Source organism: Brachybacterium paraconglomeratum, from assembly GCF_039541415.1.
GTDB lineage: Bacteria > Actinomycetota > Actinomycetes > Actinomycetales > Dermabacteraceae > Brachybacterium > Brachybacterium paraconglomeratum_A.
This window is the reverse complement of the sequence record NZ_BAABGE010000004.1, coordinates 433,918-460,102: the sequence shown is the minus strand read 5'-3', so window position 1 is coordinate 460,102 and position 26,185 is coordinate 433,918. Positions and strand designations below refer to the sequence as shown.

Below are 26,185 nucleotides of genomic sequence, written 5' to 3'. Positions count from 1 at the left end.
TGGCCCCTATGGCTGCACCCGGCCCGCTCCGCTCACGACGCGACGGCGGTCCTGGATGTGGGTGAGATTCCCTTTCGCGCCGGACATCAGAGAACGGCTGCGGAGCGGGGCACACATCAAGGCACAACAGCGCTCAACAATACGCGGTGCCACACCCGAGCGTCAACGCAGAAGACCCCTCTCAGGGGTGTGATCTGCGCCCGACTTCGGGGCGAGCTCTCCAGAGGGCCCCACGCCCGCCTCTGCCAGCGGCTCCTGCGGCAGCGGCTGGCGCAGGGTCCGAGTGCGCGCGGCCCAGGCGGCGAGCTCCTCGTCCGGCGGGTAGGCGACGTGATCCAGGGTGAGCCCCTGCGGCGGGCACAGAGGCGCCGCCCCTGCGCCGTCGCGGGTGGGAGAGAGGCGGGTTCGCTTCGCGAGCACCTGCGCTGGCCAGTGGAGATCTCGGCGGCCCTCCCCCACCCCGATCAGGGCCCCGACGAGAGCACGCACCATGTGGTGGCAGAAGGCGTCGGCGACCACGGTCGCGACGATCAGCCCTGCATCCGCGTGGCCCTCCTGGGGCCGCTCCCAGGTCAGCTCGCGCAGCTCACGGATGGTGGTCGCGCCTTCGCGGGGGCGGCAGAAGGAGAGGAAGTCATGCTCGCCGAGCAGCGGGGCACTCGCTTCCGCCATCGCGTCGACATCCAAGGGACGGCGATGACGCAGCACATCCCTGCGCAGCGGGTCATGGGCGGCGGGCCCATCGGAGATGCGGTACCGATAGCGGCGCCACAGCGCCCCGAAGCGGGCATCGAAGTCGCGAGTGACCACCCGTGCGACATGGACGACGATGTCCCCCGGCAGCACGCCTGCGAGCCGGGTGACCAGGGCCTCGGCGGGGCTGCGGGTCGACCGGCCAGGCAGGGTGGCGAGCACGTCGTCGGGCAGTTCGAGGTGGCAGACCTGCCCCCGGGCATGGACTCCGGTGTCGGTGCGCCCGGCGACGGTCACCCGGGCCGGAACCCGGGCGATCTGGCTGAGAGCCCGTTCGAGCTCCCCCTGGACGGTGCGCTGGCCGGGCTGGGTGGCCCACCCGTGGAAGTCGGTGCCGTCATAGGAGAGGTCCAGTCGCAGCCTGGTGAGGGCGCGGGCGCGGGTCGGCGCGCTGGCGTCGGTCGCGGCGGGATCGGAATGCTGGAGCTCGGCGGGCATGGTCTCGATCGTAATGGCGCAGCTCGGGTGCGGCATCGTCCCCGCCCAGCGGCAGGGCCTGTTCAGTACCGGGCGCCGGCACCGCAGGATGAGCGCGAGGGCCGCTCTGCGGGCACTTCTCCGACGGCCGACCGACTCTGGGTACCCTGCCCGCGTGAAGATCCTCATCATCGGCAGCGGCGGCCGCGAACACGCGATCCTCCGTCGGCTCGCCTCAGATACCCCCACCCCCGAGCTGCACGCCGCTCCCGGCAACCCCGGGATCGCGCAGCTCGCCACCTGTCACGACGTCTCGGTGACCGACCTCGACGCCCAGGTCAGCCTCGCCGAGGAGCTCCAGCCCGACCTGGTGGTGATCGGCCCCGAGGCACCTCTGGTCGCCGGCGCCGCAGATCGCCTGCAGGCGGCCGGATTCGCCGTCTTCGGGCCGTCCGCCGCCGCCGCCCATCTCGAGGGCTCCAAGTCCTGGGCGAAGGAGATCATGGCCGCGGCCGGCGTGCCGACCTCCGCGTCCGTGACCGTCACCGACCTCTCTCAGCTGGAGGCCGGGCTGGACCGGGTCAACCCGCTGCGCGATGTGCCTTTCGTGGTAAAGGCCGACGGCCTCGCGGCCGGCAAGGGAGTGGTGGTCACCGAGGACCACCGAGCTGCGATCGCCCACGCTGAAGCAGTGCTGGCAGCGGGTGGCTCGGTGGTGCTCGAGGAGTTCCTCGACGGCCCCGAGGTGTCCCTGTTCTGCGTGAGCGATGGCACCCGGGTGGTGCCGCTGGCTCCCGCCCAGGACTTCAAGCGCGCACTGGACGACGATGAAGGCCCGAACACGGGCGGGATGGGCGCCTACTCGCCTCTGCCCTGGGCGCCGGAGGGCCTGGTCCAGGACGTTCTGCGCACCGTCGCACGGCCGACGATCGCCGAGCTCGCCGCCCGCGGCATCCCCTTCGTGGGGGTCCTGTACTGCGGGCTCGCACTGACCTCGCGCGGACTGCGGGTGATCGAGTTCAACGCCCGCTTCGGCGATCCGGAGACCCAGGTGGTGCTCGAGCGGCTCACCTCGCCGCTGGCCCCGCTGCTGCTTGCCGCCGCCCGCGGCGAGCTGGCCGAGGACACGGAGCTGACCTGGAGCCAGGACAGCGCCGTGACCGTGGTGCTCGCGAGCGCCGGCTATCCGGCGACGGTGCGCACCGGAGACCCGATCTCCGGGATCGAGGCCGCAGAGGCGCTCGGCACCCATGTCATCCACGCCGGCACCGGTCTCGAGGGGGACACGCTGGTCAGCGCTGGCGGCCGAGTGCTCTCGGTGGTCGCCACCGGCGAGGACCTCGAGGCGGCGCGTGCGCTCGCGCTGGCCGGCGCCGAGGCGATCGGCCTGGAGGGCAGCCACCACCGCACCGACATCGCGCGCCGCGCCGCTGCCGACGCCAGAGCCAGCAGCCTCGGGACCGGCCCGGGCACCGGCCCAGTCACTGCCCCTGACACCGACACCGAGACCGAGACCGAGACCGAGACCGAGACCGAGACCGAGACCGAGACGGAGGATCGCGCATGAGCGCCGACGCCGCTCCACTGATCGAGGCGCCCCACCTGCCGGGCTGGGACCACGTGATCTCGGGCAAGGTCCGAGAGCTGTACGTACCGGAGGGCCAGGACCCGTCGGTTGCCGAAGAGGTGCTGGTGGTCGCCACCGACCGCATCAGCGCCTACGACCACTCCCTGCAGCCGGGCATCCCTGACAAGGGCCGGCTGCTGACCGGCATCAGCCTGTTCTGGTTCGAGCAGCTGGCGGACATCGTCCCCCATCACGTGCTCTCTGGGATCGACGTGCCCGAAGCAGTCTCCGGTCGCGCGGTGCGCTGCCGGGGCCTGGACATGGTGGCGCTGGAGTGCATTGCTCGCGGGCATCTCACCGGCTCGGGCCTGGCCGATTACCGGGCCGGCGGTTCGGTGGGCGGCCATGTGCTGCCGGCCGGGCTGGTCGAGGCATCCCGCCTGGAGCCGGCGATCTTCACCCCCTCCACCAAGGCGGAGGCCGGCGAGCACGACGAGAACATCACCGTCGCCCAGGCGCGGGAGCGGCTGGGCGATGAGCTCACCACCGAGCTCGAGTCGCTCACGCTCGCCGTGTTCGAGCGCGCCCGCCGAATCGCTGCCGAGCAGGGCCTCATCCTGGCGGACACGAAGCTCGAGTTCGGGCATTCCCGGGTCGACGGCACGCTGATGCTGGGCGACGAGGTGCTCACCCCCGACTCCAGCCGGTTTTGGTCCGCGGATACCTACTCCCCGGGCCGCACGCCTCCCAGCCTGGACAAGCAGTTCGTGCGGGACTGGCTGACCTCTCCTGCCTCCGGCTGGTCCAAGGGCTCGACCCTTCCCCCGCCCGCACTGCCCGCCGACGTGGTCGAGCAGACCCGCACCCGGTACGTCGAAGCCTATGAACGCCTCACCGGGAAGAGCTTCTGAGCGTACTCACGCGGTCCCCGACCTCACCTGATGTGCCCCGAGACAGCGGCTGCCGCCCCGGGGCACATCTCGTGGGTAGGGGTTCAGGAGAGTCCCAGCACGACGGTGACCGCCAGCGCGACGCCGAGCGCCAGCAGCGCATCTGCGCGGGTGAGCGGGACCGGTCGCCAGAGGGTCCGCTCCCCCTCCCCGAGTCCCCGCGATTCGAGGGCGAAGGAGATCCGATCCGCGCTGCGCACCGTGTCGACCAGCAGCGAGAAGGCGCAGCGCAGGAGGTGCCGGGCGCGCAGGCGCGCCACCGTCCCAGCTGCGGTCAGCGGCAGCCGTACCCGGTGGGCGCGGGTGATGGTCTCCCAGCGTCGCGGCAGGTCATCGAGGAGCCTGCGTCCGGCGAGCAGGGCGTAGGTGTACCGGGCGGGCAGGCGGGCGTGCTGCTGCAGGCTCACCATGGTGCGCCGGGGATCGGTGGCGCGGGCGACGGTCAGCGCGCCGAGTCCGATCACGAGTGCGCGCAGGGCCAGTGCCGCGCCCAGCACGATCCCCTCCTCGGTGATCCGGAGCGGCAGATCGGGCCAGGGTTCATGCCCGGGACGGCTCAGCACGTTGACCATGAACACCCCGCTCGCGAACACCGCGAAGGGCAGCTGGGCGCGCAGCAGCCGGAGCGGGCCGAGCCGGCAGCCCCACATCGCCCCGACTCCGAGCAGGACGTACAGCAGCACCAGCGGCAGCGGGTCGGTGAGGGCGATGCACACGATGCTCAGTGCCGTCAGCAGCCCCAGCAGCACCGTGGGGTTGCGCCGTGAGAGCCGGCCGTGAGTGCGGGGTTCTCTGGCAGGGCGACCATCGTCCGCAGGAGCCGACGCAGGCTCGGCCTCGGGCTGGGGCTCGGGTGCAGTCGGGATCTTCCGCCCCGCTGCGGACGAGGTCTCCGTCGCCGTCTCCATCGCCGCGCCCTGCGTCGCCTCGAGCAGCCCCGCCCGTGCCAGCAGCGCCCGGTCATGCAGCAGCTCCGGCACGGGCATCGGTCCCAGCAGGTGGCCGTCAGCGATCACAGCCACCGCGTCAGCCAGCTCGACCGTGCGCAGGTCATGGGTGGTCATGACCACCCCGCACCCGGCGTCGGCCGCCTCGCGCAGCAGGGCGAGGACGGTGCTCTGAGCGGCCCGGTCCAGGCCGTAGCCGGGTTCGTCGGCCAGCAGCACGGGCCGCTGGGTCAGCAGCGTCGCTCCGAGCGAGAGGCGACGCTGCTGTCCGCCGGAGAGGGTGAAGGGGCTCGCATCCCGCTTGTCCAGGAGGTCCAGCCGGGTGAGCATCGCGGTGACCTGATCATGGTCCGCGCCGGAGGCGGCGAGCTCGCCCTGGACGGTGTCGGCCACGAACTGCGCCTCGGGGCGCTGGAAGGCGAGTCCCGCCGCGGCGCCCTGGATCTCGCCTGCGAGCGGGGCGTCCAGCCGGGAGAGGGCGCCCAGCAGAGTGGATTTCCCGGCGCCGTTGCGGCCGACGACCGCGAGCAGCTGCCCGGCATGCACCGCAAGGTCGATCCCGGTGAGCACCGGCCGGCCGTCATGACCGAGGTCCGCGTGCCTCACCGTGAGCATCGGTTCTGGCGCCGCAGACGTCGTTGCAGCGGCCGTCACTGGAGCCCTCGACGCGGCGGCGACCCCGCCCCGATCCACCACCCCGCCGCCGCTGCCGAGCCGCTCGTCGAGCTCCCGTGGCAGCCAGCAGCCCGCCTCCCGCAGGGCAGAGCCGTGGCGTTCGAGCACGGCGCCTGTCGGCCCATCGGCGAGCACCCGGCCCGAGGCGTCCAGCGCGATGGTGCGCGGTGGCAGACCCGCCGTGCCGCGCTCCCCCGCCCAGTCATCGAGGCGGTGCTCGACGAGCACGATCGCGACCTCGCCGGTGCTCGCGGCGCGCTCGACTCCCGCGCGCACCCGGGCCACCCCGTCGGCATCCAGCATCGCGGTGGGTTCGTCCAGCAGCAGCAGCCGGGGCCGGGCGACCAGCGCCGACGCCAGCCCTGCGCGCTGCAGTTGCCCACCGGACAGCGTCGCGGCGCTGCGGTCCCCCAGGTCGCCGATACCGGCGTCCGCAAGGGCCCGAAGCACCCGTTCGCCGATCTGGGCGGGCGGCGTGCAGCGGCTCTCGAGCGGGAGCGCGATGTCGTCGGCGACCTCGGGGAGGCAGACTCCGTCCACCGGGTCCTGGCCGAGGAAGCCGACCGCCGCCGAGGTGGCGAGGACCCCGCCGGCGACCGGGTCGATGCCGCCGACCTGCAGCGTCCCGGTGACGCGACCCCGCTGGTGGGCGGGGATCGCGCCGGCGAGCGCGCGCAGCAGGGTGGACTTGCCGCTGCCGCTGGGCCCCAGCAGCAGCACCTGCTCTCCCGCCCGGATGCTCCCGGTCCAGGGGCCGACGCCGTCCCCGGAGGGCAGCACCACCTCGAGATCGGTGGCCTCCACGACGATCTCCCGGGACAGCGACGCGTCGGCTCCCTGCCGCACCCCGTCGCCACCGTGCAGCGGGACGGTCTCGGTGTCAGCGGACACGACGCTCCGGGATCCCTTCTCCGCCGTCCTCCGCCGCGCCGATCGCGAAGTTCGCGAGCACGCCGGTGCGGGACAGGGCGCGGACGATCACCTTCGCGGCCAGCCCGCCGAGCACGATCCCGGAGAGCACCTGCACTCCGAGGCGCAGCGTGAGCAGGTCCTGGCCGTACCAGCCCATCCGGTAGGCGGTCCAGAAGAACACCAGGCCCGCACCGAAGGCGCCCGAGGCGGCGAACACTCCCCAGCCGAACCGGCGGTAGCGGGTCAGGGCGAAGGGCAGCTCGCTGCCGATGCCCTGCAGCGCGGCGGCGAGCACCAGCATCGGGCCGACGGGGCTGCCGAGGAAGACGACCTCGATGATCGCGGCGAGCATCTCGGCGAGGATGCCCACGCCAGGGCGGCGCAGGATCGCCAGCGCCACCGGTCCCACCAATAGCCAGGAGCCGAACAGGACGTGCTGGGCGAGGTCCCCGGCGGGGCCCATCGCGATCGCGAGCCCGTTCCAGGCCTGGACGAACACCCAGTACAGGAAGCCGAACACGACACCGAGCACCACCACCAGCACGATCTCGCGCAGGGAGAGCCTCGGACGCCGGGCGGCACGAGCGGCCAGATCAGAGGCCTGCGAGGGAGTCTGGACGGGAGCCCGGGAGGGGGTCTCTGCCGGAGTCTGTGCGCGGGTCATCGCGTCTCCTCGCCGAGCTCGCGCACCTCGTGGGAGGGGCTGTTCAGGGAGAGGGTGAGATGGCTGGTGACGTGCTGCACGCTGCGACCCACCTGCAACCAGCCGGCGACGGCAGTCGCGATCACCTCGCCGATGTCGCCCTCGAGGCGGGTGACGAAATGCTCGGAGCCGCGGAAGGTGCCCAGCTCCCGGGCGCGGTCGATCGCGGCGTAGATGTCGCGCATGTGGTCCGGCGCGGTGCCGTCGGCGGCGACCTGGTCCGCCAGCGGGTACAGCGCCCACTCCGCGGAAGCGAAACGGCCGGTGCGACGGGGCTCGGTGATCCCGACGTCGCGCGGGCCGGCGCCACCGGGAAGCTCGCAGGTCACCTCTCCCGGGCAGCCGCGCGAGAGGGTCACGGAGAGGGTGGCGTGGTGCTCGGTGCGGGCGAGGTCGTCTGCGAGGTCGATGAGATACCGCTGCAGGTGGGCTTCGTGGCCGCCGAGATAGGTGGAGACGTCCCCCGTCTCGCGCACCAGGCCGGTGAGGTCGAGCCGGGACAGGATGCCGACGAGCACTCGGGCGTAGTCATCGGTCATGACGGCTGCGGTGACCCTGGCGCCGACGCCGAAGCCGAGCGGGGTCTCGGTGGGATCCGGGGCGGTGCCCGGGAGGGTGGCGGGGGTGCCGACGGGAGTGATGCTCACGATCCGTGCCTTTCACGAGGGCACGGGCGCGCAGCGACGATCGCCTGGCGGAGCTTCCTGCGCCGGCATGATCCGGATCAGGTTCTACGGTCGGAGTTCGAGAACTCCCTCTCAGCCCGGCCTACCGGACTCCCGTGCACGGAAGCACCGTACCCCGATCCGGCGTCCCTGGAGCGCGGCGGTCCACGAACCAGTGGCTGGACCGGGCGGCGGCGGAGACCAGGATCCGGTCGAAAGGTCCGTCCGCCGGCGCCCCCAGCACCCCGGGGAGGGCTTCGCGGATCTCCGCGCGGCCGTCCTCGCGGCCGACGGTCCCGGCGAGCGCGGCACGGGCAGGTGCCAGCAGGCTCACCTGCCGCTCCACACCCACCACGCTCCCGGAGGGTCCGACGAGGTGGGCGAGCAGCGCCGTGGTCCAGCCGGAACCGGCACCGACGTCGAGCACGTGCTGCCCCTCACGCACATCGAGCAGGCGGAGCATGTCCAGCACCGTGCTGGGTTGGGAGTTGGTCTGGCCCACTCCGATCGGCAGCGGGGAATCCACGCCGGCACGGTCCCGCAGCTCCGGGGGCAGGAAGTGCTCCCGGGGCACCGCATGCATCGCGCGGGAGGCACCGTCGCCGGTCCCTGCTCGGTCCGCGGGGTCCCGCCGGTCCTCGGACCGGTTCCTGTTCCTTTCGGCGCTCATGGCGCGATCAGCTCCCGGGGAGCTCGATGACCCCGTCGACCGGCCAGTCACGCACCTCCGTGCCCTCGGGAGCGAGGGCAGTGGCCTGGCGCAGATAGATCGGTCGGCCCACGTCGCTCGCAATCGCCTCATGCACGGGCAGGGCCAGCGTCGGGCCGACGGCGCGGAGGAAGTCGACGGTCTCGGACACTTTCGACCAGGGGGCGACGACGGCGAAGGCGAGCACGTCGATGCCGTGGAACTCCGGCAGCGGCTCGAGGGAATCTCCGGTCACGCCGAGCCGGGGGCCGTCCCCCGCGGAGATCACGAGACCCGAATTGCCGACCCGCGGAATGTCCGGGTGGATGATCGCGTGCCGGCCGCCGACAGCCTCGATCCGCAACGAGCCGTGGCCCGGGACCGCGGCAAGCACGTGCGCGTCCCCGGCGGCGAGCGGACGCAGCTGCTCGGGGCGCACCGCAGCGGCGCCGTCGACCGCCTCCCGTAGCTGCTGCGCGGTCTCGGGCTCCGCGATCACCTCGGCGGTGGTCGCCAGGCGAAGCACCTCGTCCAGCAGGGTGCGGTCCACGTGATCGGGGTGCTGATGGGTCAGGAGCACGGCGTCGATCCCTGTCAGCACCGCGGCGCCGAGGCCGCGCACGGCCTCGCCGCTGAAGCCGCCGGGATCGATCAGCAGTCGACGCCCGCCGGTCTCCACCAGCAAGCACGAGTGGACGAGGTGGCGGATCTTCATCGGTTCCTCCTGGGAATGGGTGCGACGGTCCCTCGAACCTATCGCCGTCGGCACCGTCTGCACAGGGGGCGGCCCCCCGGCGCGTGCTCGCCTCCACCGATCGGTGGAGGCGATCGTGGCTACTCGGTGGTACCGACTGCATCGCCGCGCTCCCAGACTCGAGCCATGACCAGCACACGGACCGCCCCGACCCCGGCACCCGCCGCAGACCCTCCGCCCGCCCTCGCCGTCTCCCACCTCGTGAAGTCCTACAGCGGCCGCCGCGTCGTCGACGATGTGTCATTCCGTGTCACCCGGGGCACGATCTTCGGGCTGCTCGGCCCCAACGGCGCCGGTAAGACCACCACCCTCGAGATGTGCACGGGGCTGCGACACCGCGAGTCCGGCACGATCGACCTGCTGGGCCTGGACCCGACGGCGCTCGGCAGCCGGGACCGCAACCGGGTGGGGATCGTCGCCCAGAGCGGCAGCGAGCGCGCCTCGCTCACGGTGCGGGAGATGGTCTCCCAGTACGCGGCCTACTGCGAGGACCCGTGGGACGTCCCCGAGCTGCTCGAGGCGACCGGCCTCGCGGAGAAGGCCGGCGCTCGCATCGCGAGCCTCTCCGGCGGGCAGCGCCGACGCCTCGACGTGGCCACCGGGATCGTCTCCCGGCCGGAGCTGCTGTTCCTCGACGAGCCCACCACCGGCTTCGACCCGGCCGCGCGGCGCGAGTTCTGGGAGCTGATCCGGGAGCTGCGCCGGCTCGGCACCACCATCGTCCTGACCAGCCACTACCTCGATGAGGTCGAGTTCCTGGCCGACCGCGCCGCCGTGCTGCGTGCCGGGCGGATCGTTGCCGAGGGCACCGTCGCCGAGATCCGTCGGGCCCACGGCACCCTCTCCACGGTCACCTGGACCGGCCCCGACGGGCCGCAGGCGCGCGTGGTCGAGGACCCCGAGCCGCTGCTGCGCGAGCTGCTGGCCGCCCATCGCCGCCTGCCCGATCTCGAGGTGCGCCGCCCCTCCCTCGAGGAGATCTACCTCGGCCTCGTCTCGGAGGGACCCCGATGAGCGCCACCACCGCTCCCGCCCAGCCTCCTGCCGCCCCGACGTCGGCCAGCTCCCGCCGCTCCCCCTCCCTGCTGCGCGCCGTCGGCGTGCGCACCCGCGTCGAGCTGCTGCAGTTCTACCGCGAGCCGCTCCAGGTGATCTTCGGCTTCGCCTTCCCGATCGTGCTGTTCGCGATCTTCGCGACGATCTTCGACCAGGCCTGGACGCTGCAGGACGGCACCGAGGTCACGGCCTCCACCTACTACCTCGCCGGGATGATCGCCGCCGCGGTGATGACCTCGGGCTTCCAGTCCACCGCGGAGATCATCGCGACCGAGCGCGACGACCGCACCCTGCGGCGTCTCGTGGTGAGCCCCATGCCCCGCAGCGCCTACCTGATCGCCAAGGTGGTTCTCGTGGCCCTCAACACCACCCTGCAAACGGCCCTGCTGCTGGTCGTCGCGCGATTCGCCTTCGACGTGCCGATGCCCCACCAGATGTTCACCTTCGCCTGGGTGCTGCTGCTGGGCACGGCCGCGACCACCGCCGCCGGGGTCGCCTTCGCCTCGGCGCTGCCCTCGGGCCGGGCCGCGATCGCCGCCTCCGCCCCCATCACGGTGGTGCTCAGCTTCTTCTCCGGCAGCTACATCCCGATGACGGAGCTGCCCACCTGGCTGCAGAACCTGGGTTACGTCTTCCCCCAGGCATGGATCGCACGCGGTCTGCGCCTCTCGCTGCTCCCGGAGGAGTTCGGGGAGCAGATCGAGATCGCCCCCTTCGGCCTGGACGACCTGTCGATCCCGGTGCTCGCGGCACTAGTGTTGAGCTCATGGCTGATCGTCATGCTGGTGCTGGCGAGGACCACGTTCCGGTGGAGTCCTCGTGACGCAGGCTGAGCGTCGCACGCTGATCGCCGGCGGGAACCTCTGCACCCTGGACGGCGTGCCGCGGAGCTGGGCCACCAACTGGCCCCTCCACCTGATCGTCGCCGGGACCGCGCTGCTGGGACTGGTGATCTCCCCCGGGCCGCTCACGGCCCTGCTGGTCTCGTTCTGGCTCGCCGCCTACGCCGCCACGCACTGGGCGGTAGTGCTGCGCAGCCTGCCCGGTGCCGGCACGGTGAGCACGATCGTGCTCGGCGGGATCGCCGTGGCCCTGCTGGGGGTCTCGAACGTGGGCCTGCACCTCTTCGCCGCGTTCATGCTGATGTGGGTGCTGCATTCCACCTACCGCGCGGGGCTGGCCGCGACGCTGCTGCTCGCGGGCGGGGTCGTCCTGGTGCTGTTGCCGCGGGGGCTCGAGAGCGGCGCGGCCGGGGTGGCGGTGGCGCTCGCGACCGGGCTGGGCAGCGCACTGTTCTCCGTGCTGATGGCGACCTGGATCTGGCAGATCGAGACCCTCTCCCACGAACGCCGGGAGCTGGCCGAGGAGCTCGCCGACTCCGTGCAGAGCCTGGAGCGCACCCGCTCCGCGCTGCTCGTCCTCGAGCATCAGCGCGGGGTCGACGAGGAGGCGGGCCGGCTCGCCGCCGAGATCCACGACACCCTCGCCCAGTCCTTCACCTCGATCACGATGCTCTCCCAGGCCGCCCGGCACACCAGCGGCTCCGACGGGGCTGGCGGGGTGGGCGGGACCGACAGCACTCCCGTGCCGCTGCTGGCCCAGATCGAGGAGATCTCCCGGGAGGGCCTCGCCGAGTCCCGCGCGCTGATCGCCCGCACCCAGGCGCCCCTCGACCTCGGTGCGGCCCTGAACCGTCTGGCCGCGGACCTCGAGCAGCGCACCGGCGTACGCACCACGGTGGACTCCTCCGGCTGGTCCTCGGTCGCGACCCGCACCGAGGTGGTGCTGCTGCGCACCCTCCAGGAGGCGCTGCGCAACATCGAGCGGCATGCCGGCGCGGGCTCCGTGCGGATCCGCCTGACCCGCGAGGAGGGGGACGCGCTGCTCGAGGTCTCCGACGACGGCGCCGGCTTCGATGTGGACCTGCCCACCGCGGGCTACGGCCTGGTGGGGACGCGCTCCCGGCTCGAAGCCGAGGGCGGGGTGCTGCACCTGGTCTCCTCCCGCGGCGCGGGCACCACGCTGCGGGCCGTCCTGCCCGTCACCGCGACCACCCCGGAGGTGCCCGATGCCGAGCCCGATGCCGAGTGAATCCCTGCGCGTGGTCCTGGCCGATGACCACCCGATCTTCCGCTCCGGGGTGCGGGCCGTGCTCGAGTCCGCCGGGCACGAGGTGGTGGCCGAGGCCGGCACCGGCCAGGAGGCGGTCGACGCCGTCGAGCGCCTCCAGCGCGACGGCCGGGGCCCCGACGTGGTGCTCATGGACCTGCGGATGCCCGGCACCGACGGGGTCGAGGCCACGCGCCTGCTCAGCAGCTCCGCGTCTCCGGTCCCCGTGCTGGTCCTGACCACCTACGACACCGACGCACTGATCCTGCGAGCGATCGAGGCGGGAGCGACCGGCTACCTGCTCAAGGACACCCCTGCGCCGCAGCTGCTCGAGGCGGCGGCGAGCGCCGCGACCGGCCGCACCACCCTCGCCCCCGTCGCCACCGCCGCGATCGCCTCCTCGCTGCGCGCACCGCGGCCCGAGGCCCTCACCGCCCGTGAGCTCGACGTGCTGCGCCTGGTCGCGACCGGCAGGTCGAACGCGGAGATCGGACAGCGGCTCTCGATCGCGGCGTCGACGGTGAAGTCCCATCTGCTGCGGATCTTCACGAAGCTCGGGGTGGACGACCGGACGCGGGCCGTGACCCTGGCCCTCGAACGTGGCCTGCTCTGAACCGAGGCGACCGGGAGGTCGTTCCCACGGTGGGCAGGCCCCCGCCGATCGGCTCCGGCTCGGTACGATGTCCTCGTCGGGCCCGACCCGTCGGCCGACCCCGTGCCGACCGCTCACCCGCACTGCAGATCCACCCGCCCGGCCCGCCCCATCGCGGCCGTCGTCCCCCAGGAGAGTCCCCATGCCACGTGTCGTGGTCCACGTCATGCCGAAGCCGGAGATCCTCGACCCGCAGGGCAAGGCCGTCGCCGCCGCACTGCCGCGACTCGGTTTCGAGGGCATCGCCTCGGTGCGCCAGGGCAAGCGCTTCGAGCTCGAGGTCGAAGGTGAGATCACCGACCAGGTGCTCGCCTCCCTCCGCGAGGCCGCCACCACCCTGCTGTCCAACCCCGTCATCGAGGACGTCGTCTCGATCGACGTCGAGGACGAGGCCGACGGGGCGCAGGCCTGATGCGCATCGGTGTGGTGACCTTCCCGGGCACGCTGGATGACCGGGATGCGCTGCGCGCGGTGCGGATCGGAGGGGCCGAGCCGGTCGCCCTCTGGCACGGCGAGGACTCTCTGCAGGACGTCGAAGCGATCGTGCTCCCCGGCGGCTTCTCGTACGGCGACTACCTGCGCGCCGGCGCGATCAGCCGCTTCGCCCCGGTGATGGAGAAGGTCGTCGACGCCGCCAAGGGCGGGATGCCGGTGCTCGGCATCTGCAACGGCTTCCAGATCCTCTGCGAGACGCATCTGCTGCCCGGCGCGATGATCAAGAATGCGCACCGTGCGTTCCTCTGCCGCGACCAACCGCTGACGGTCGAGAACACGAGCACGGCCTGGACCTCCGGCTACGAGAAGGGCCAGGTCATCCGCATTCCGCTGAAGAACCAGGATGGCCAGTACGTCGCCGATGAGCGCACCCTCGCCGAGCTCGAGGACGAGGGCCGGATCGTGTTCCGCTACGCCGCTGGCGCCACCCACGGCCCGGCCGGTTTCGAGGCGAACCCCAACGGCTCCCGCCATGACATCGCCGGAATCACCAACGCCGCAGGCAACGTCGTGGGCCTGATGCCGCACCCTGAGCACGCGGTCGAGACCGGCTTCGGCCCGGACCAGCCCGGCGAGGGCACCCGCTCCGGCACCGACGGCCTGGCGATGTTCACCTCGGTGCTGCGCAGCATGGTGAGCTGACCAGCCCCGCCAGCGGTCCCAGCCCCGTGAGCGGGGCAAAGTGGGGGAAATAGCGCAGGCTATCGCCCTACTTTGCCCCGCTGACGGGGATTTTTAGTTGCGCCCAGGTGACGGGGCTTTTCACGTCGCTCCGCTGGAGTGGCGTCTCAGGGCGGGAGCGGACGGGTCAGCGGGTGGCGCTGAGCACGGTGAAGCGGCGGTCGCGGGCGCGCTGCTGCACGGCACCGACCCGGCGCTCCACCTCGGTGCGGTAGCGCAGGTAGGAGTTGTGCACGAACCACAGCTGACCGCCGGGGCGCAGCACGCGCGCGGCGGTGTCGAGCAGCCCCTGCACAAGGGTCGCGTCGACAGAGGTGCCGTCGTGGAAGGGCGGGTTCAGCAGCACCAGGTCCAGGCTCGCATCGGCGACTCGTGAGAGCGCGTCGTCCCAGCTCACCTCGACGCCGTCCCGTTCGAGGCCGCTTGCGGCGAGGGTCGCGCGGGCGGAGCTGACGGCGTCTGCGTCCGCGTCGCTGCCCAGCACGTTCGCCTCGGGCAGGGCCGCCGCGAGGTAGGCGGTCATGAGACCGTTGCCGCAGCCGAGGTCCGCGGCGGTGGTGAGCGGGGCGTCGGGTGCGGTGAGCTTCCCTGCGGCCAGGGCTCGGTCGAGGGTGTCCAGCAGCAGACGGCTGCCGGCGTCGGCCGAAGCTCCGCCGAAGACTGTGCCGATGCCGCGCAGCGCGATCGTGCGCTGCTGTCCGCGCACCGTGACCCGCGCGGAGCTCTCGGCCGCAGCCGGGGCCGCGGCGGACTCCCGCAGACCGGTCGCGATGAGGGCGCGTGACTTGCCGATGCCGCGGCTCGCACGAACCTCGGAGAAGACCGTCGCGAGCGCGTCGTTCTGAGCCCGGGTCATGTGCTTCACGCGGCCGCCCGCGATGATCTCCAGACCGTCCTGACCGCCGGACCGGACCGCCGCGGCGAGTCGCCGGGCGCGGTCCTCGAGGGCGTGGACGGCCTTGGGCAGCCGCATGAGCACCCGCAGGTGCCCCTCGACCTCCGCGGCCGCCTGCTCGAGCGGGATCGTCTCGGGGCCTGCAGGGACCCGCAGGCGACCGGCCTCGATCTGCGTGGCGAAGCGCTCTCGCAACGTCGCGGCGAGCGGGAGGGAGGAGGTCCAGCTGAGCACCACGGCATCCGGGTGCTCGGCGACGGAGGCGAGGGCGAACGCGGTGAGCTCGCCGGTCGCGTCGTCGACCACGACCAGGTCGCACGGGCAACCGGCACCGAGCTCCTCGGCCGCGGCGATGATCACGCGGTCGGTCTGGTCCGGGCCCTGAGGCGCAGGCGCAACCGGAGGTGCGTCGACGGCTTCGTCAGCGAAGAGATCCCCCTCGAAGGGATCTGAGGCGAAGGGATCTGCGTCGGAGGGGTCTGCTGCGGGGTTCTGGGGCACGGGGTTCAGTCCTTCGGAATGCCGACGCGGCCGCGCGAGCGCAGCCGGCCGTTGGGGAGTGCGGGAGCGGGCAATGCCGCGGGGGTGTGCGGGGCGAAGGGGCCGAACTGCTCGGCATCGGCCGACAGGCCGCCCCGCGAGCGGGCCTCCGGGTGGATCGGGGCCTCGGCGAGCGTACCCTCCGCACCGATCTCCGCCTGGTAGCGGGCCCTGAACTCCACGATCTCCTCATGGCTGCGGCCCACGAAGTTCCACCACATCAGGATGTCCTCGCCGAGCGGCTCGCCGCCGAGCAGCATCGCGCGGAGGTCCTCCCCCTCCTCGGCCCGGATCTCGAGCACGGTGGCACCGTCGGGCAGCACCAGCAGCTCGCGTTCGGCGGCGCGGGCGCTCCGGTCTCCGGTGAGCGGTCCCTCGTCGGAGGATGCCGCGTCGACGGCGGGTCGTGCGGCGCTGCCAGCTTCGGCGTCCGCGGTGGGTCCGACGGCGGTGAGCTGCGCGGCGCCGCGGTCCACGAGCAGGCCGTACTCGTGGCCGGGGTCCAGCGCGATGCGCAGGGTGCTGCCGGCGCGCAGATCGAGCTGGACCATGCTCAGCGGAGTGTCGGTCTCGGTCGCGCTGCGGTCCTCGAGCACGGTGCCGTCCTCGAGCTCGCCGCGGAAGCTCCCCAGGCCCACTCGGGCGCGGGCATCGTCGTTCCCGATCACAGGTGGGGTGGAGACCTCGAATCGCTGCACTCCGTAGCGAGTCCGGTCCGGCAGCGCGTACCAGAGCTGGATGCCGTGCAGGATCGTGGTGTCCAGGGCGGAGAACTCCGAGTGGGTGATGCCGGAGCCGGCGACCATCATGTCCACGTCCCCGGGGCGGACCAGGGCGTGGCTGCCGAGGGAGTCGCGGTGGGTGATCGCACCGTCGAACAGCCAGGACACGGTCGCGAGCCCGGTGTGCGGGTGGCGGGCCACCTGCATCCCGCCGCCGGTGGAGACGTCATCGGGCCCGAAGTGGTCCACGAAGCACCAGGCGCCGATCAAGGAGGTCGCTCGGGCGGGCAGGGTGCGGTGGACGGTCATCCCGCGCGGCCCACCGAGCGGTACCTCGCGCGGGGCGAGCAACACGAAATCCTCGAAGGCGCTCATGGCCCGAGTCTAGGTCGCCCGCCGCACGAGGAGAGGTGCCGCTCCCCCGACACCTCTCTCCCTACGGCGGGTCACCCCGAACGTGCGCAGTCCGCGGCAGCGCGCCCGCTCAGCGGCAGCTCGCGCCAGGCCGCAGTGTCACTCCCAGATCGCGGTCTCCGGGTCCACGCCGTGGGCGCGGGCATTCTCCTCGATCACGGACCGCACCCAGACGGCGAGGCCGTCGGCCCGCTCGTCGTAGTGGGCGGCGAAGCGCGGATCCTCGGTGTACATCCGGGACAGCACCACCTGCATGGAGAGGGTGCAGTCGTAGTGGCGGTCGATGGAGGCGCGGTGACGCTCGGCGAGCGCATCAGCCTCCTCGCTCCCCGGCTGGGCACCTCGCGCGAAGGCCTCGGCGAGCGCGGCCTCGACGGCCTCGGTCTCGTCCTTGATCTCCTGCCACTGCCCGGCGTCCCGCTGCGCTGTGCGCGCGGCGGACTGCTTCCAGGCGTCGGTGCCGCCCCAGCGCTCGCGCGCCTCGTCCTGGTAGGCGGGGTCCCAGTCGGTGCCGAAGATGCGGGCCTGCTCCTGCGGGGTGAGGTTCACCGGGCTCTGGTCCTGGCCGGTCGTGTCAGTCATGTCGGTCCTCTCGATCATCTCGTCGACGGCGTGCGCCGCCCTCTCGAGCCGTCGGATCCGCTCTGCGAGGAGCGTCCTTTGGCGAAGGAGGTGCTCGCGCGGGTCGACGGAGGGGTCATCGAGGATCTCTCCGATCTGCGCGAGCGCCAGACCGAGCTCGCGGTAGACGAGCACCCGGTGGATCCGGGCCACGTCGTCGGCGTCGTAGAGGCGGTACCCCGACCAGGTGCGCCCGCTCGGGCACGCCAGGCCGATCGCATCCCAGTGGTGCAGGGTGCGGACGCTCACGCCGACGAGGTCGGCGATGCGGCCCACGGTGAGGCCCTCGTGCACTGTCGTCTCGGTCATGGGCTCCACCCTCCGGCCTGACGTCGCGTGAGGGTCAAGTGTGCTCATCGCGCTGCATCGTCGAGACGGGCGACCAGCCGCTTCGGCGCCACCGTGCGGTAGGACTCCTCGACCAGCTCGGCGAGCTCCTGGGAGTCGGTCCGCTCGTCCAGATCCAGACCGATCCAGCCGGAGGCTCCGAGGTAGGCCGGGACGAAGCAGCGCGGGTCCTGGCCCAGCGCCGCCGTCTCAGCGGGCGGCAGGTGGAGCATCACCGCCTGGTCGTGCGCATGCCACTCCCCTTCGATCCTCACCGAGCCGCCGTAGTAGCAGTGGACCCTGGTGGTGAAGAAGGCGGGCCGACCATGGCTGACCTTCTCCAGCGCGCCGGGCAGGGCCAGCGCGATCGCGCGCACCTGCTCCAGCAACGGATCGTCGTCATCGAACATCTGCGGATGCGCCATACCGCGATCCTCCCGCAGCGGCGCGGACGGCGCCACCCTCGGCGGCCGTACGCTGAGCGCATGGCTTCGATTCCCCTTCTGGTCGACTTCGATCCCGGCATCGACGACGCGATCGCGCTGAGCTACCTCGCCGCGCATCCGGAGGTCGAGATCGCCGGCCTCATCGCCACCGGCGGCAATGTCGAGGTGGGGCTGGTGCACCGCAACGCCCTGGTGCTCGCCGAGCTGCTCGGCATCGACGCGCCGATCGCGCGGGGCGCGGAGCGGCCGCTCGTACAGGAGCCGATGTATGCCGACGACACCCACGGCCCCAGCGGGATCGGCCATGCGAAGCTCCCTGAGCCGATCCTCGCCGGAGATCCGCGCAGCGGAGCGCAGCTGTGGGTGGACCTCGCCCGGGCCCGACCCGGCGAGCTGGTGGCCCTGGTGCTGGGCCCGCACACGAACCTGGCCCTGGCGCTGGAGATCGAGCCCGAGCTGCCTCGACTGCTGAAGCGCCTGCACATCATGGGCGGGGCGATCAACCACCGCGGCAACACCGGCCCCACGAGCGAGTGGAACATCGCCGTGGATCCCGAGGCGGCTCAGCGCGTGCTCGTCGCGTTCACCGGCGCGCCGCAGCGCCCGGTGCTCGGCTCGCTCGAGGCCACCGAGGCGGTCCGCTTCACCCAGGACACCCTGGACCGCTTCGTGGCGCTCGTCGAGACCACCGGGCACCCGGTCGCGCAGATCCTGGTCGATGCTCTGCGCTTCTACTTCGAGTTCCATGAGGCCGACGGATTCGGCTGGATGGCGCATGTGCACGACCCGCTGGTCACGGCCCACGCGGTCACGGGCGACTTCGCGGCCACCCGCCCGCTCGCGGTGGATGTCGAGCTCGCGGGCACCCTGACCCGCGGCCAGACGGTCGGCGACGAGCTGGGCCGGTGGGGCCGGGAGCCGAACGTCGAAGTGCTCACTGACGTGCGGGCCGCGGAGTTCATCGGCCACCTGCTGGAGACGCTGCAGAACGGACTGGTTCGGACCGGCCGACGAGGCTGAGCCATCAGCCACTGAACCGTCGGCCGCTGCATCGGCGGCGCCTGCACGCTGCGAGAGCATCTCCCACCGCACTCTCTATGCTGCTCCGACTCACCGTTCCCAGCCCACCGCGAGATCGACCTTTGGCGCAGCTTCCAGAGAAGAAGGAGCGCCCAAGGTCGATCTCGATGCTGCCAGGCGGCTCAGTGCTGCTCCGGCTCACCCGCCCAGCGTGGTCACCTCGACGGTGAAGCACTGGCGCGGTCCCTTGTCCCCGCGACCGGCGCGCCAGCCGGTGCAGGTGACCGTGCCCGCATCCTTGTCATCCTCGAAGGCGACCAGGACGGTGCCGGGCAGAGTCACCGGAGCGTCGAAGGAGACGTCCCAGCGCAGGGGCCGGGAGAGGTCCACGCGCGCCTCGGTGAACGCGCGAGAGGCGGTGTACATCCCGTGCGCGATCGCCGAAGGGAACCCGAAGGCCTTCGCGCTGAGCGCTGACATGTGGATCGGGTTCACGTCACCGGAGACCGCCGCATAGCGCCGACCGGTGTCGGCCGGCAGTGACCAGCGGCCCGTCGGCGTCGGCGCGTCGAAGGCACGACGCTCGGCGCGGCCGCCGCTCTCGGAGGAGGCCTCCGAGGCCGGCATCTCCGAGGAAGGCGCCCCAGTGCCGAGCGCCTCGGACGACGGCGCGCCGCCCTTGGTCAGGTAGGTCGACACGTCGGTGGCGATGATCTCGCCGTCCTCGCCGAGGATCGTGGAGACCGCCTCGAAGGTGCGCCCCTTGCGGTGGGGGCGAAGGTCCCGCACCCGGCACTCGACGTCCACCAGCTCGCCTACCCGCACCGGCCGATGCTGGAGGACCTGGTTGCGCAGGTGCACCAGGCCCAGCAGGGGGAAGGGGAAGTCCCGCCGTGCCATGAGGGCGAGGGAGACCGGGAAGGCGAGCACGTGCAGCACGCCCGGGTGGACAAGATCGGTGGCCGGCCCGCCCATCAGGTGGTCGAAGTCGCGGGAACGGTCGGCGTCGATCCGCACGGAGCGCACCCGGTAGGCGGTGCTCGGGAGCACCGGCTCTCCGCGGCAACGGCCTCCTCGAGCGCGGCCTCCGCGCGGATCCAGCGCGGCGGCGTAGACGGCGGGGAAGGAGGGGACGTCGGCGAGGTCCTTCATCTGCTCGGTGCCGCCCTGCGGCGACGAGCCCTGCGGCGACGAGTTCCGCTGCGAGGAACTCCGCTGCGAGGTGCTGGAGTCCGAGGGGCTCGGCATGGCGCTCACTTCCCGACCATGTTCTGACCGCACACGCGCAGCGTCTCACCGCGGATCCCGCCCGCCTCAGCGGAGGAGAGGAAGGAGATCGCTTCGGCGACGTCGAGGGGCAGCCCACCCTGCTGGAGCGAGTTGACCCGGCGTGCCACCTCGCGGGTGAGGGCTGGCATCTTGGCGGTCATCTCGGTCTCGATGAAGCCGGGGGCGACGGCGTTGGCGGTGCCGCCCAGCGCCTCGAGCTTCCCGGCGAGCGCGTCGACGAAGGAGATCACGCCGGCCTTCGAGGCGGCGTAGTTGGTCTGGCCGCGGTTGCCGGCGATGCCGCTGGTGGACGCGAGGGACACCACCCGTGGCTGCTCGCCGAGCACGTCACCCGCCTCGATCAGCGCCTCGGTGAGGGTGATCTGGCTGGTGATGTTCACCGCGAGGACGGGGTCCCAGCGGTCGGGGGTCATATTGGCCAGCAGCTTGTCGCGGGTGATCCCCGCATTGAGGACGATCACATCGAGGATCAGTCCCCGCTCCCGGAGGAAGCTGACCAGTCGTTCCCCTGCTCCCTGGGAGGTGACGTCCAGCTGGATCGGCACCGCGCGCAGCTCATTGGCGAGCCGTGCAAGTTCGGTGCCGGCGCCTGGGACGTCGAGCACCACGAGCTTCGCGCCGTCTGCCGCGAGGGTGCGGGCGATCGCTGCGCCGATGCCGCGCGCGGCGCCGGTGACCAGCGCCGTGCGTCCGGCCAGCGGCAGAGTGTCGTTCTCGGTCCGGCTGCCGTCGCCGGTGGAGACGGTGAGCAGCTGACCGGTGACGAAGGCGCTGCGGGCGGAGAGGAAGAAGCGCAGCGCGCCGATCACGCCGGGAGCATCCAGCGCGACACCGTCCTCGACGAGGACGCCGTTGGCGGTCGCCCCTCCGCGCATCTCGTGGGCGAGGGAGCGCAGGAAGCCCTCGACACCGCCGCGGGCGGCGTCCTGCGCCGGGTCCTCACCGCGGGCGGGACGGGACAGGGTGATCACCCGGGCACCGGGGGCGAGGCTGCGCATGGCACTGCCCAGCGGGAGCACCAGCGGGCCGAGATCCGCGGGCGAGGCGATCTCGTCGGCCACCATGATCACGGAGCCGACCTTCCGCAGCTCCTCGAAGCGGCGGCGCACGTCGGCGCCCCAGAGCAGGAGCAGTCGGGCGATCTCGTCGGCCCCGGCGGAGTCGCCCAGCACCACGACCGGGCCGAGCACGGGCTCGGGTCGGTCGGAGCGGCGCGGGAGCTTCGAGGGACGCGGCAGGCCCAGCTGCTTGGCGAGGGCACCGCCGGGGGCGGAACGGGTGAAGCGGGTGTAGGCGTCGGTCATGGGAACCTCCGGTTCAGAACGGCGGGTGCGGGGTGGCGGAGTGGATTCGGCAGGACTCAGTCAGGACTCAGTCGGTGACGGACTCGAGCAGCACCACGGTGCCCTGACCGGCGGCGGCGCACACGGAGATCAGCCCGCGCTGGACGCGGCCGGTCTCCTTGGCCCGTTCGTGCAGGAGCTTGGAGAGGGTCGCGACGAGGCGCCCCCCGGTGGCCGCGAAGGGATGCCCCGCCGCGAGCGAGGAGCCGGCGACGTTGAGCTTGGCGCGGTCGATGCTTCCCAGCGCTCCGCCGCGGCCCAGCCGCTCCCGGCAGAACTCCTCGGACTCCCAGGCCTTCAGAGTGCTCAGCACCGTCGAGGCGAAGGCCTCGTGGATCTCGTAGAAGTCCAGGTCCTGGAGGGAGAGCCCGTTCGCATCGAGCAGCTCCGGCACCGCAAAGGCGGGAGCCATGAGCAGGCCCTCGTCCCCGTGCACGTAGTCGACGGCGGCGCTGCGGGCGTCGACCACCCGCGCGAGCGGCGTGAGTCCGCGCTCGGCGGCCCATTCGGCACTGCCCATCAGCACCGAGGAGGCGCCGTCGGAGAGCGGGGTGGAGTTGCCGGCGGTCATGCTCGGCTCAGCGACCTGCGGGGACTTCGTCCCGAAGACGGGCTTGAGGGAGCTGAGCTTCTCGAGTGTGGAGTCGGCGCGCAGGTTCTGGTCGCGGGACAGGCCGCGATAGCCGGTGACCAGGTCATCGAAGAAGCCCGCGTCATAGGCGGCGGCGAGGTTCTTGTGAGAGGCGAGCGCGAGCTCATCCTGCGCCTGGCGGGTCACTCCCCATTCGGCGGTGGTCAGCGCCTGGTGCTCTCCCATCGACAGCCCGGTGCGGGGCTCGCCGTTGCGAGGCGGGACCGGGGCGAGGTCGGCCGGGCGGATCGCGCTGAAGGCCTTCAGACGCTGGCCGGTGGTCTTCGCGGCAAAGGCGCGGTGCAGGATGCGGCGCAGGCGCGGTGTGACCTCGATCGGTGAGTCCGAGGCGGAGTCGACGCCGCAGGCGATGCCCGAGTCGATCTGGCCCAGCTGGATCCGGTTGGACACGTGGATCACGGTCTCGAGGCTGGTGGCGCAGGCCTTGGACATGTCGATCGCCGGGGTGCGCGGGTCCAGGGGTGTGCCCAGGGCGCTCTCGCGGGTGAGGTTGAGGTCACCGGCGAGCTTGAGCACAGCGCCGCCGGCGATCTCGCCGAGCTTCTCACCCTGCAGCCCGAAGCGAGCCACGAGGCCGTCGAGCGCCGCGGTGAGCAGGTCCTGGTTGGAGATGCCGGCGTAGGGGCCGCCGGAACGGGCGAAGGGGATCCTGTTACCGCCGAGGATCAGGGCGTCGCGCGGGGAGTCGTGCTGGGTCACTGGGTGCACCTCTTCGTGGTCGCTGTGGTCTGTGCAATGGTTCGGGTCACCGCGAAGCTTCCCGGTCCTGGTTCGTGGTGGTGGTTCACGGTGCGGGCTCGTGGTGATCGTGGGGCGCGAGAGCCCGGGAAGTCTGAGCGCCCGCGCTCCCGCAGGAGTTCTCCGGGATCTTCTGCGGAACACTTTACATAGAACCGGCGGTACTTGATACCCTAGGTCTCGTGAACGCGACGACGCAAGCTTCCGTGGACGGCCGATCGGCTCGTTGGGCCCGCCACCGGGAAGAGAGACGTGCCGAGCTGCTCGATGTGGCTCGGCACCTCATCCATGAGCAGGGCCCCGATGTGACGATGGAGGACATCGCCGCGGCCTCCGGCACCTCCAAGTCCATCGTCTACCGCTACTTCGAGGACAAGGCCCAGCTCCAGCGCGCACTGGGGCGCAGCATCCTGTCCACGATGCACGGCAAGCTGCTGGAGGAGATGCGAGTCCTCGAGGCTCGCGTCGGCCGCGAACCCGAGGCCGACGAGCGGATCCACGCCATGATCCGCGCCTACGTCGAGACGGCCCAGCGCTCACCCGGCGTGTACCGGTTCGTCACCCGGCCCAGCGACGGGCTGAACCACTTCCTGTCCTCGGTCTCGCGACTGGTCGCGACCTTCCTGCCCGCCGAGATCCCGGCGCCGCAGGTCTGGGCCCACGGCTCCGTCGGCTTCGTCGAACGCGCCGTCGACGTCTGGATGACTGATCACGACACCTCTGAGATCTCTGAGGCCTCTGAGACCGCTGACGCCTCACACGCCTCACACGCCTCACACGCCTCACACGCCTCAGCCGACCCGACCGACCCGACCGACCCGGGCAACGCAGCCCAGCGCACCACCCCACTCACCTCCGATCAGCTCGTGACCCACCTGGTCACCTGGCTCATGAAGGGACTGCACGCATGACCACCGATTCCCGCACCGCACCCGCCACCACCACTTCCCCCGCCACGGCGGAGGTCTCCGACGTGACGACCACCGCCAATCCCACCGGACCCATCTCGATCCCGCCCGGCGGGAGCCCCCGGCTCGACATCGCGCAGGTCTCCGAGGCCCTGCTGGGCAAGTGGGCCGACGCCCGCCTCGAGGCCCGTGAGCGCGCCGCCCGCCCCGAGCTGCACCGACCGCTCGACGCCTCCGTCGCCGAGCATCGCGAGCGCGTCTACGAACAGCTCCAGCTCCTCGTGAAGGACGACGTCTCCCGCCGGATGCTGCCCGAGCACCTCGGCGGCCCCAACGACAACGGAGGCAACGTCGCCTCCTTCGAGGAGCTGGTCGTCGCGGACCCTTCCCTGCAGATCAAGGCCGGAGTGCAGTGGGGCCTGTACACCTCGGCGATCATCCAGCTGGGCAGTGAGGAGCAGCAGCACGCCTGGGTGCCCGATGCGATGGACCTGACCACTCCCGGCGCCTTCGCGATGACCGAGATCGGCCACGGCTCCGACGTCCAGTCCCTCGCCACCACCGCCACCTTCGACCCCGCTGGCGGGGAGGACGGGGAGTGGGTGATCCATACCCCGTTCCGCGCCGCCTGGAAGGACTTCCTGGGCAATGCGGCGATCCATGCGAAGGCCGCGACCCTGTTCGCACGCCTGATCACGAACGGCGTGGACCACGGCGTGCACTGCTTCTACGTCCCGGTCCGGGACGCGGCCGGGGAGCTGCTGCCCGGCATCTCGAGCGAGGACGACGGCGAGAAGGGTGGGCTGAACGGCATCGACAACGGACGCCTGGCCTTCGACCAGGTGCGCATCCCCCGCACCAACCTGCTGAACCGATACGGCGACGTCGCACCCGACGGCACCTACACCTCCCCCATCGAGTCTCCCGGCCGCCGGTTCTTCACGATGCTCGGCACCCTGGTCCAGGGCAGGGTCTCCCTGGACGGCTCCGCGATCCGGGCCAGCCAGCTCGCCCTGCATATCGCGATCACCTACGCGACCCAGCGCCGCCAGTTCAGCGCCGCGGATCCCACGCAGGAGACGGTGCTGATGGACTACCAGGCACACCTGCACCGCCTGCTGCCGAAGCTCGCCGAGACCTATGCCGGCGCCTTCGCGCACGAGCAGCTGCTGCAGGCCTTCGATGACGTGTTCTCCGGCCGGGCCGACGACCCCGAGTCCCGTGAGGACCTCGAGACCCTCGCCGCGACCCTCAAGCCCACCTCGACCCGGCTCGCGCTGGACACCGTCCAGGAGTGCCGCGAGGCCTGCGGCGGCGCCGGCTTCATGGCGGAGAACCAGCTGGTGGGGCTCCACCAGGACCTGGACGTCTATGCGACGTTCGAGGGCGACAACACCGTCCTGCTGCAGCTGGTCGCCAAGCGTCTGCTGTCCGACTACACCTCCGAGCTCAGCAGCGTGGACCGCGCCGGGATCGGCCGCTTCATCGCGCAGCGCGCCGAGGTGCTCGCCAAACGTCACACCCCCTGGGCACGCCTCGGCCAGAGCGTCGCCGATCGCGGCAACTCCCGACGCGCCTTCGACTCCATGCGCCAGGCGGAGTTCCAGGAGGAGATGCTCGCCGACCGTGCCCGGATCAAGGTCGAGGAGGTCGCCCTCGCGCTGCGCGGCGCCGGGAAGATGAGCCCGGCCGACGCCGCCTCCGAGGTCAACAAGCACCAGGTGGAGATGCTGGACGCCGCTCGCGCCCACGCCGATCTGGTGCGCTGGCGCGCCTTCACCGCCGGGATCGAGGGACTCGAAGGCCCCGGAGCTGAGGGCTCCCGGGCGGTGCTCACCGATGTGCGGGATCTGTTCGGACTCACCGCGATCAACGATGACCTGGCCTGGTTCCTGCTCAGCGGGATGATCTCCACCCAGCGCGGCCGTCAGATCGACAACGATCTGCGCCGGCTGCTGTGGCGTCTGCGCCCGCATGTGCTCGATCTGGTCGCCGCCTTCGACATCCGCCCCGGCCACGTGCGGGCGCCGATCGCGCTGGGCGGGGAGCAGGAGCGCCAGGATGAGGCCGCCGCGTACTTCCGCGCCCAGCGTGCCAGCAAGTCCGCGCCGGTCAGCGAGAAGACGCTCCGGGACCAGGCGAAGAAGGCGAAGCGGGCGGCCAGCTCCCGCAGCAGCGTCGCCCCCTGAGCCTCCCAGGGCGGCCCGGGTCTCAGCACCTGCCCCGGTCCGCCCTGCCGGGCGCC

Annotated in this window: 24 protein-coding genes and 1 riboswitch; of the genes, 11 read left to right on the top strand and 13 right to left on the bottom strand. The window is 72.0% G+C overall.

The genetic code is table 11. From position 1 onward, the window contains the following. Nucleotides 1-162: 162 nt before the first annotated feature. Nucleotides 163-1,191 carry a tRNA pseudouridine(38-40) synthase TruA gene (gene truA / locus ABD893_RS06615; RefSeq protein ID WP_345077159.1) on the bottom strand — a complete coding sequence of 343 codons (1,029 nt, stop codon included), beginning with the start codon at nucleotides 1,189-1,191 and terminating at the stop codon, nucleotides 163-165. Between the two features lie 154 nt (nucleotides 1,192-1,345). Here truA and purD point away from each other — a divergent pair, with 154 nt between their 5' ends. Both purD and ABD893_RS06605 read left to right on the top strand, forming a co-directional pair. Continuing rightward, nucleotides 1,346-2,737: a phosphoribosylamine--glycine ligase gene (gene purD, locus ABD893_RS06610; protein WP_345077156.1), complete on the top strand. Its 1,392-nt coding sequence runs from the start codon at nucleotides 1,346-1,348 to the stop codon at nucleotides 2,735-2,737. Further along, complete coding sequence (locus tag ABD893_RS06605; RefSeq protein WP_345077153.1) at nucleotides 2,734-3,648, top strand: phosphoribosylaminoimidazolesuccinocarboxamide synthase; 915 nt, start codon at nucleotides 2,734-2,736, stop codon at nucleotides 3,646-3,648. The genes purD and ABD893_RS06605 overlap by 4 nt, the downstream gene beginning before the upstream one ends. Before the next feature lie 83 nt (nucleotides 3,649-3,731). Here the strand turns inward: ABD893_RS06605 and ABD893_RS06600 are convergent, their stop codons facing one another. The 5 genes from ABD893_RS06600 to ABD893_RS06580 all read right to left on the bottom strand — a co-directional run bounded on the left by ABD893_RS06600 (nucleotide 3,732) and on the right by ABD893_RS06580 (nucleotide 8,992). Further along, nucleotides 3,732-6,200: an ATP-binding cassette domain-containing protein gene (locus ABD893_RS06600; protein WP_345077151.1), complete on the bottom strand. Its 2,469-nt coding sequence runs from the start codon at nucleotides 6,198-6,200 to the stop codon at nucleotides 3,732-3,734. Continuing rightward, nucleotides 6,190-6,885 carry an ECF transporter S component gene (locus tag ABD893_RS06595; RefSeq protein WP_345077148.1) on the bottom strand — a complete coding sequence of 232 codons (696 nt, stop codon included), beginning with the start codon at nucleotides 6,883-6,885 and terminating at the stop codon, nucleotides 6,190-6,192. The genes ABD893_RS06600 and ABD893_RS06595 overlap by 11 nt, the downstream gene beginning before the upstream one ends. Then, on the bottom strand, nucleotides 6,882-7,571 hold the full coding sequence (locus ABD893_RS06590) for a YkoF family thiamine/hydroxymethylpyrimidine-binding protein (protein WP_345077145.1): 690 nt from the start codon (nucleotides 7,569-7,571) through the stop codon (nucleotides 6,882-6,884). The genes ABD893_RS06595 and ABD893_RS06590 overlap by 4 nt, the downstream gene beginning before the upstream one ends. A gap of 37 nt (nucleotides 7,572-7,608) precedes the next feature. Then, nucleotides 7,609-7,717, bottom strand: a riboswitch (TPP riboswitch). Continuing rightward, entirely contained in the window at nucleotides 7,693-8,259 is a 567-nt protein-coding gene (locus tag ABD893_RS06585; protein WP_345077142.1) for a protein-L-isoaspartate O-methyltransferase family protein, read from the bottom strand. (Overlaps the previous riboswitch by 25 nt.) A gap of 7 nt (nucleotides 8,260-8,266) precedes the next feature. After that, a complete protein-coding gene (locus tag ABD893_RS06580; RefSeq protein ID WP_345077139.1) occupies nucleotides 8,267-8,992 on the bottom strand; it encodes an MBL fold metallo-hydrolase in 726 nt (241 codons plus the stop codon). A gap of 165 nt (nucleotides 8,993-9,157) precedes the next feature. On the opposite strand from ABD893_RS06580, the gene ABD893_RS06575 reads away from it, so the two are divergent. The 6 genes from ABD893_RS06575 (at nucleotide 9,158) to purQ (ending at nucleotide 13,985) form a co-directional block, all read left to right on the top strand. After that, the gene (locus ABD893_RS06575) at nucleotides 9,158-10,045 is read left to right on the top strand and encodes an ABC transporter ATP-binding protein (protein ID WP_345077136.1); all 888 of its coding nucleotides are present in this window, start codon (nucleotides 9,158-9,160) and stop codon (nucleotides 10,043-10,045) included. Further along, on the top strand, nucleotides 10,042-10,920 hold the full coding sequence (locus tag ABD893_RS06570; RefSeq protein WP_345077133.1) for an ABC transporter permease: 879 nt from the start codon (nucleotides 10,042-10,044) through the stop codon (nucleotides 10,918-10,920). The genes ABD893_RS06575 and ABD893_RS06570 overlap by 4 nt, the downstream gene beginning before the upstream one ends. Then, the gene (locus tag ABD893_RS06565) at nucleotides 10,907-12,178 is read left to right on the top strand and encodes a sensor histidine kinase (RefSeq protein WP_345077130.1); all 1,272 of its coding nucleotides are present in this window, start codon (nucleotides 10,907-10,909) and stop codon (nucleotides 12,176-12,178) included. Before ABD893_RS06570 ends, ABD893_RS06565 begins: the two co-directional genes overlap by 14 nt. Then, entirely contained in the window at nucleotides 12,168-12,809 is a 642-nt protein-coding gene (locus ABD893_RS06560) for a response regulator (RefSeq protein WP_345077126.1), read from the top strand. The genes ABD893_RS06565 and ABD893_RS06560 overlap by 11 nt, the downstream gene beginning before the upstream one ends. A gap of 181 nt (nucleotides 12,810-12,990) precedes the next feature. Then, nucleotides 12,991-13,260, top strand: a complete 270-nt coding sequence (gene purS / locus ABD893_RS06555) for a phosphoribosylformylglycinamidine synthase subunit PurS (RefSeq protein WP_345077123.1) — start codon at nucleotides 12,991-12,993, stop codon at nucleotides 13,258-13,260. Further along, nucleotides 13,260-13,985: a phosphoribosylformylglycinamidine synthase subunit PurQ gene (purQ, locus tag ABD893_RS06550; RefSeq protein WP_345077120.1), complete on the top strand. Its 726-nt coding sequence runs from the start codon at nucleotides 13,260-13,262 to the stop codon at nucleotides 13,983-13,985. The genes purS and purQ overlap by 1 nt, the downstream gene beginning before the upstream one ends. A 166-nt stretch (nucleotides 13,986-14,151) precedes the next feature. On the opposite strand, the gene ABD893_RS06545 is transcribed toward purQ, so the two are convergent. The 4 genes from ABD893_RS06545 to ABD893_RS06530 all read right to left on the bottom strand — a co-directional run bounded on the left by ABD893_RS06545 (nucleotide 14,152) and on the right by ABD893_RS06530 (nucleotide 17,968). Continuing rightward, the gene (locus tag ABD893_RS06545; protein WP_345077117.1) at nucleotides 14,152-15,420 is read right to left on the bottom strand and encodes a class I SAM-dependent methyltransferase; all 1,269 of its coding nucleotides are present in this window, start codon (nucleotides 15,418-15,420) and stop codon (nucleotides 14,152-14,154) included. A 5-nt stretch (nucleotides 15,421-15,425) separates the two neighbouring features. Beyond that, nucleotides 15,426-16,556, bottom strand: coding sequence for a pirin family protein (locus ABD893_RS06540; RefSeq protein ID WP_345077115.1), 1,131 nt, complete (start codon nucleotides 16,554-16,556; stop codon nucleotides 15,426-15,428). A 138-nt stretch (nucleotides 16,557-16,694) separates the two neighbouring features. After that, nucleotides 16,695-17,525 (bottom strand): MerR family transcriptional regulator, encoded by an 831-nt coding sequence (locus tag ABD893_RS06535; protein ID WP_345077112.1) that lies wholly within the window; start codon nucleotides 17,523-17,525, stop codon nucleotides 16,695-16,697. Nucleotides 17,526-17,569: 44 nt separating this feature from the next. After that, nucleotides 17,570-17,968, bottom strand: coding sequence for an MmcQ/YjbR family DNA-binding protein (locus tag ABD893_RS06530; protein ID WP_345077109.1), 399 nt, complete (start codon nucleotides 17,966-17,968; stop codon nucleotides 17,570-17,572). 60 nt (nucleotides 17,969-18,028) lie between these two features. Between ABD893_RS06530 and ABD893_RS06525 the strand changes: the two genes are divergently transcribed. After that, nucleotides 18,029-19,009: a nucleoside hydrolase gene (locus ABD893_RS06525; RefSeq protein WP_345077106.1), complete on the top strand. Its 981-nt coding sequence runs from the start codon at nucleotides 18,029-18,031 to the stop codon at nucleotides 19,007-19,009. Nucleotides 19,010-19,207: 198 nt separating this feature from the next. Here the strand turns inward: ABD893_RS06525 and ABD893_RS06520 are convergent, their stop codons facing one another. From ABD893_RS06520 to ABD893_RS06510, 3 genes are all read right to left on the bottom strand, one after another. Continuing rightward, nucleotides 19,208-20,161 (bottom strand): MaoC/PaaZ C-terminal domain-containing protein, encoded by a 954-nt coding sequence (locus ABD893_RS06520; RefSeq protein ID WP_425548358.1) that lies wholly within the window; start codon nucleotides 20,159-20,161, stop codon nucleotides 19,208-19,210. Between the two features lie 101 nt (nucleotides 20,162-20,262). After that, entirely contained in the window at nucleotides 20,263-21,603 is a 1,341-nt protein-coding gene (locus ABD893_RS06515; RefSeq protein WP_345077103.1) for a 3-oxoacyl-ACP reductase, read from the bottom strand. A 67-nt stretch (nucleotides 21,604-21,670) separates the two neighbouring features. Further along, a complete protein-coding gene (locus ABD893_RS06510) occupies nucleotides 21,671-22,993 on the bottom strand; it encodes an acetyl-CoA C-acetyltransferase (protein WP_345077100.1) in 1,323 nt (440 codons plus the stop codon). Nucleotides 22,994-23,214: 221 nt separating this feature from the next. Between ABD893_RS06510 and ABD893_RS06505 the strand changes: the two genes are divergently transcribed. Together ABD893_RS06505 and ABD893_RS06500 are read left to right on the top strand one after the other, a co-directional pair. Beyond that, a complete protein-coding gene (locus ABD893_RS06505) occupies nucleotides 23,215-23,943 on the top strand; it encodes a TetR/AcrR family transcriptional regulator (protein ID WP_345077099.1) in 729 nt (242 codons plus the stop codon). Then, nucleotides 23,940-26,129, top strand: a complete 2,190-nt coding sequence (locus tag ABD893_RS06500; RefSeq protein ID WP_345077097.1) for an acyl-CoA dehydrogenase family protein — start codon at nucleotides 23,940-23,942, stop codon at nucleotides 26,127-26,129. The genes ABD893_RS06505 and ABD893_RS06500 overlap by 4 nt, the downstream gene beginning before the upstream one ends. The last annotated feature ends 56 nt before the right edge of the window (nucleotides 26,130-26,185 follow it).

Bases quoted from the DNA above. Each gene is read 5' to 3' on its own strand.
- truA (WP_345077159.1), bottom strand. From the start codon at position 1,191: ATGCCCGCCGAGCTCCAGCATTCCGATCCCGCCGCGACCGACGCCAGC.
- ABD893_RS06605 (WP_345077153.1), top strand. From the start codon at position 2,734: ATGAGCGCCGACGCCGCTCCACTGATCGAGGCGCCCCACCTGCCGGGC.
- ABD893_RS06595 (WP_345077148.1), bottom strand. From the start codon at position 6,885: ATGACCCGCGCACAGACTCCGGCAGAGACCCCCTCCCGGGCTCCCGTC.
- ABD893_RS06585 (WP_345077142.1), bottom strand. From the start codon at position 8,259: ATGAGCGCCGAAAGGAACAGGAACCGGTCCGAGGACCGGCGGGACCCC.
- ABD893_RS06580 (WP_345077139.1), bottom strand. From the start codon at position 8,992: ATGAAGATCCGCCACCTCGTCCACTCGTGCTTGCTGGTGGAGACCGGC.
- ABD893_RS06575 (WP_345077136.1), top strand. From the start codon at position 9,158: ATGACCAGCACACGGACCGCCCCGACCCCGGCACCCGCCGCAGACCCT.
- ABD893_RS06570 (WP_345077133.1), top strand. From the start codon at position 10,042: ATGAGCGCCACCACCGCTCCCGCCCAGCCTCCTGCCGCCCCGACGTCG.
- ABD893_RS06560 (WP_345077126.1), top strand. From the start codon at position 12,168: ATGCCGAGTGAATCCCTGCGCGTGGTCCTGGCCGATGACCACCCGATC.
- purS (WP_345077123.1), top strand. From the start codon at position 12,991: ATGCCACGTGTCGTGGTCCACGTCATGCCGAAGCCGGAGATCCTCGAC.
- purQ (WP_345077120.1), top strand. From the start codon at position 13,260: ATGCGCATCGGTGTGGTGACCTTCCCGGGCACGCTGGATGACCGGGAT.
- ABD893_RS06540 (WP_345077115.1), bottom strand. From the start codon at position 16,556: ATGAGCGCCTTCGAGGATTTCGTGTTGCTCGCCCCGCGCGAGGTACCG.
- ABD893_RS06535 (WP_345077112.1), bottom strand. From the start codon at position 17,525: ATGACCGAGACGACAGTGCACGAGGGCCTCACCGTGGGCCGCATCGCC.
- ABD893_RS06530 (WP_345077109.1), bottom strand. From the start codon at position 17,968: ATGGCGCATCCGCAGATGTTCGATGACGACGATCCGTTGCTGGAGCAG.
- ABD893_RS06525 (WP_345077106.1), top strand. From the start codon at position 18,029: ATGGCTTCGATTCCCCTTCTGGTCGACTTCGATCCCGGCATCGACGAC.
- ABD893_RS06520 (WP_425548358.1), bottom strand. From the start codon at position 20,161: ATGAAGGACCTCGCCGACGTCCCCTCCTTCCCCGCCGTCTACGCCGCC.
- ABD893_RS06515 (WP_345077103.1), bottom strand. From the start codon at position 21,603: ATGACCGACGCCTACACCCGCTTCACCCGTTCCGCCCCCGGCGGTGCC.
- ABD893_RS06500 (WP_345077097.1), top strand. From the start codon at position 23,940: ATGACCACCGATTCCCGCACCGCACCCGCCACCACCACTTCCCCCGCC.